At 56.4% G+C, this 3,926-nt stretch carries 4 protein-coding genes and 1 pseudogene; all 5 read right to left on the minus strand.

What is annotated here, in order from left to right:
- A partial coding sequence (locus tag ACF8AM_RS13250) for a M56 family metallopeptidase (RefSeq protein WP_392556086.1) occupies positions 1–698 on the minus strand: 698 nt, incomplete at its 3' end.
- Positions 691–1,083 carry a BlaI/MecI/CopY family transcriptional regulator gene (locus ACF8AM_RS13255; RefSeq protein ID WP_392556087.1) on the minus strand — a complete coding sequence of 131 codons (393 nt, stop codon included), beginning with the start codon at positions 1,081–1,083 and terminating at the stop codon, positions 691–693. The genes ACF8AM_RS13255 and ACF8AM_RS13250, both read right to left, overlap by 8 nt.
- Positions 1,084–1,232: 149 nt before the next feature.
- A complete protein-coding gene (locus tag ACF8AM_RS13260) occupies positions 1,233–2,165 on the minus strand; it encodes a metallophosphoesterase (RefSeq protein ID WP_392556088.1) in 933 nt (310 codons plus the stop codon).
- 17 nt (positions 2,166–2,182) lie between these two features.
- Entirely contained in the window at positions 2,183–3,187 is a 1,005-nt protein-coding gene (locus ACF8AM_RS13265) for a nuclease-related domain-containing protein (RefSeq protein WP_392556089.1), read from the minus strand.
- 276 nt (positions 3,188–3,463) lie between these two features.
- A pseudogene (locus tag ACF8AM_RS13270) lies at positions 3,464–3,831 on the minus strand (type I restriction endonuclease subunit R); the annotation flags it as partial.
- Between the last annotated feature and the right edge of the window lie 95 nt (positions 3,832–3,926).

Genomic DNA, 3,926 nt, shown 5'->3' on the forward strand with positions numbered 1-3,926 from the left:
AACTCACGGGAAACGCGGATCTCACGCGACAACCACCAAACCGCTGGGTGGTAGAAGAAGACCGTCTCCATGAGGACCTGGATCGCATTGATCAAACAATCATGACGCCGCACATGCAGCAGCTCATGAACGATCAACAGATCCAATTCTTGAGGCGACAACGTTGTAAGCATTGAAACCGGCACCAACACGGTGGGCCGATGCCAGCGCTTTACCTTCGGGATCATGTGATTTGCAATCAATTTGAACTGCACGGCGCGTTGAAGACCGACTCGGTTCAATGCTCGCTCAATCGATTCCGCCAACTGGTCGGGGATCTCGCGCGTTGCTCCGCTCAACAGTTTTCTCTGCGACCACCAACCCAGGATGGGTCGTGTCGAAAAGATCGCGATCCCAACGAGCCAACCGGGCACCAGCACCTGCAGATGCCAACTCGACTCGAAACTCAACCGGATTGGTAGGTCGCTCATCATCGTCGTAGAATCGGCTGACCTCGACAGGGTGTGCCAAGTGATCAACGGACACAGCCCCATCGCCAGCATTCCCAAGCACGCCAAATGATGGCGTTGTCTCGCTGAGACCGGCAGCAAAGTTCGGATCGCGGCAATGCCGATCGCGATCAATGCAAATTGCCAAACGCTGTTGAGCAACACCCATCCCAGTTGAGTTGCCCAAGTGGATTCCAGCCAACTATTCATCGCTGCGATTCTCCATTTCAGTGAGGATCTGACGGATCTCTTCGATGTCGCTTGGGCTTGCCTTGCTGTTTGAAAGTGCGTTGAGAACCAAGCTCGAAACGGATCCCTCAAACACCTTGGTCGCCAAATCCTTTAGCAAGCCCTTGCCCATTCGCTCGCGGCTCCAAGCCGCTCGATACAAATGGGGACGTTGCGATTCGTCTCGCTTGACCAGGCCTTTGCCCAACATGACCGACAACATCTTCATGGTGGTCGAGTAGTTGGTGCCTCGTTCACGAGACAGGTGCTCGTGAATCACACCCACACCGCAAGCACCGTGTTCCCACAGCACCCGCAAAATTTGCAGTTCGACATCGGTCGGGGAAGCACTGAGAGAGCGGGCCATTGGAAATCCAAACGCGTCGTCTGATAGCGAAAGTTTTCGCTATGCTAAAGCGAATTCTTTCGCTTTGTCAAGAGACGCTTTGCCCGTAGTGCGTGGGGAGTCCAGTCGATTGGTTGGCAACGCAGTGCGAGATGGGTGATGCGAGCGGATCAGACCGCCTGCTCAACCCAATGAAACTTCTTCGCTGACAGCACCGCTTCGCCGTCCCAGCGGTACGCGACCAGCTTGCCTGCTTTGGCGACGCTGTAATCCGTGCAGGCCACGTTCGCAGCCAGTGGCACGGGCGTGCCGGTCAACCAGTAGTGCCCGACAAACACGGGAGGAGCCTCCGCCGGGTAGCCCGTCATCCCGCGAAGCAACGTTGGGTCGATGGCCAGATCGGGCACGTCATCGGAGCCAAAGTGATAATCACGATAAGTCCTCTGGTTCGGCGATTCGTACCACTTCACCCGCACCGTGTCCCGCGAGTGGCCCGCCTTGTCCACGATTCGGTGCCCGGCCGGTAGTTTCAGTTCCGGCCCCTTCAACACATCCTCGATCGCCGCATGCAGGTCGCTGCCCTTGCGTTCCGATTCGGTCAGGAACTCCGGCGTGAAGCGTCCCCGTGATCGCAGTTCCCGATCGATCGTCGCGATCGGCTGGTCCCGCCAAGCCGCATGCACGACCCGGAATCCGCCGAGTTCGATCGCCACCGGCAGCGTTTGAAACCAAGCGATCGCGTCATCCAGTTCACGCGGCGAAAGTTGATCCAGCGTCGCCTGATGCTGTTTCCGATTCTTCGCCGAATGAGGTCGAAACCACTCGTCCAGCGTCCCCGGCCGCCGGGTATGAAACGCGATCGCGTTGTACTCATGGTTCCCCATCACCGCACGAGCGTCCCCCGAGTCCACCATCGCCCGAGCGATCGCGATCACCTCCCCGATCTCCGGCCCCCGATCGACAAAGTCACCCGCAAACACACCCGACCGTTCCGAATGCCGAAACCCCGTTCCATGTCGCCGATACCCCAGCGAAGCCAACAACGCCTTCAGTTCCCCAGCATGCCCATGAATGTCCCCGATGATGTCGACGGGATTGTTCATGACGCGTGGTTCTCCGATCACTCTGGGTTGGTATGCACAAGCCCCAGTGTGCCACACGGTCCGCAATCACGGTAGAAGCAGCGTCCTCTCTTCCGCAGCTTTGCTTCGCTGCCGCAGACCTCGCACTTCTTGGAAATGTTGTTCGTCTTGCCACAATCCAAACAGCGGAGGTAGTAACCGAAACGGCCGTTTGGAATTTCCACATTGGTTGCCCCACAGTCACCGCATTTCATTTCAACCGTCGGTGTGTCGGATTCATAGGAAGGCGATGTTTCCTTGACGGCCGTGACTTGTTTGGACGCTTTCGAGACCTCCTGCCGCTCCGGCGCTTTGCTGCGTTTCATATTGGTTTCCAGAAACGCTTTGACGGCCTCCAACTCTTTGTCGGTGAACGGCGACAAGTGATGAGTCTCTAGTCGCTTCGCCTCCTTCTTGTCCGCGGTCATGAATGTAGCGAACCCTTTGATCCCCTGCGTTTGCTGAAAATTGTCAGTCTTTTCTTTGATTTCCGCGGCCACTCGTTCGGCCTTCATCAGCTCCGGCGGGTTGGCGCCGTTGCGTTCGATGATGCCTTGATCAGAGATCGCCACCAAAACTTGAAACCGCTCCTCACCGAAAGAGGGCTGGACCGTTCCCATCAGCTTTTTAGGACGCAGCGTTTCCTTGGAATCATTGAGCAGCGATTGAAGAAGTTGTGCCTGCAAGCGAGCCTGTTCGATGGGCGAGCGCATTCCCGAACGTCGGTCCCGCCAGACCCGAGTGAACTCCAGGTGTTCGTTCACTCGCACGGAACCCGTGATCGATTTGCTTTCGACAATCGCAAACCCAAACCGATGAACCACCAAGTGGTCAATCTGGGCACGTTCGCCGTTTCGTTCGAACATCACGTCATTGAATACGAACACATCGGGCGAATCCGCAAACGCACGCCGCAAGAAAAACGCCATTTGCTTTTCAGCCTCATAGCCAGCCTTCAGCATCGGATCGGTGGGCCGGGCTGTCTCTTTTTCCTTGATAATCACAGGTGGCTCAGAAAATCGGATCGTCAGAAAGGGAATTGAAAACAGTAGATTAAGAAACCCGTTTCAGTCCCGCTATCCCGATAAAAAATCGGCAACTGCTGAAAGGTCATAACGCTCGGTCTAGGTCGGTGTAGGCGAGTTCCTTGTCTTCGTCGTTTGTGAACCTCGTGCCTGCACACGAGCATCACCTTGTCTTTAATTAAGGCGTTTTGCTTTTCGACTTGAGCCACATATCGGTGACGATTTGCGGCAGACGCAGTATGGCTCCTACCAGCGTTGGCCGTCGAGTTCGGTGCGGTCGGCGACCACGATCAGCGTCGGGTTCTTCATCGCCGGCTGCTGCAACAGCTTGCCCGCGTATTAACACATGGAAATGCTCTTGCCGCTGCCGGCGTGTGCCAGAACACGCCGGACTTTCGCGAGCCGGGTTGCACCTCGTCGCCGTAGGTGCCTCGGCGTTCGCGGACGGCGTCATCGCCTGAATCGGCAGCCGCGATTCCTGTGACGCGGACGGCTTCGCGGGCTCCGTGGAACTGATGGTAGTCGCCTTCGTCTTCAAGCAGCACGAAGTATCGCATGTAATCCAAAAACAGCGCAGGATAGAAGAAGCCGCGAACGACTTTCTCCAGCGATTCGTCACGGAGTAGCAGCAGCAACTGGGGCGGTAGCCTTCAAATACGACTTTGTGTTGAGCGATTCAAAGATGAGAAGAACCACGCGTTTCATGACAGAAATCACC

Source organism: Rhodopirellula sp. JB055, assembly GCF_043100905.1.
In the GTDB taxonomy this organism is placed as follows: Bacteria; Planctomycetota; Planctomycetia; order Pirellulales; family Pirellulaceae; genus Rhodopirellula.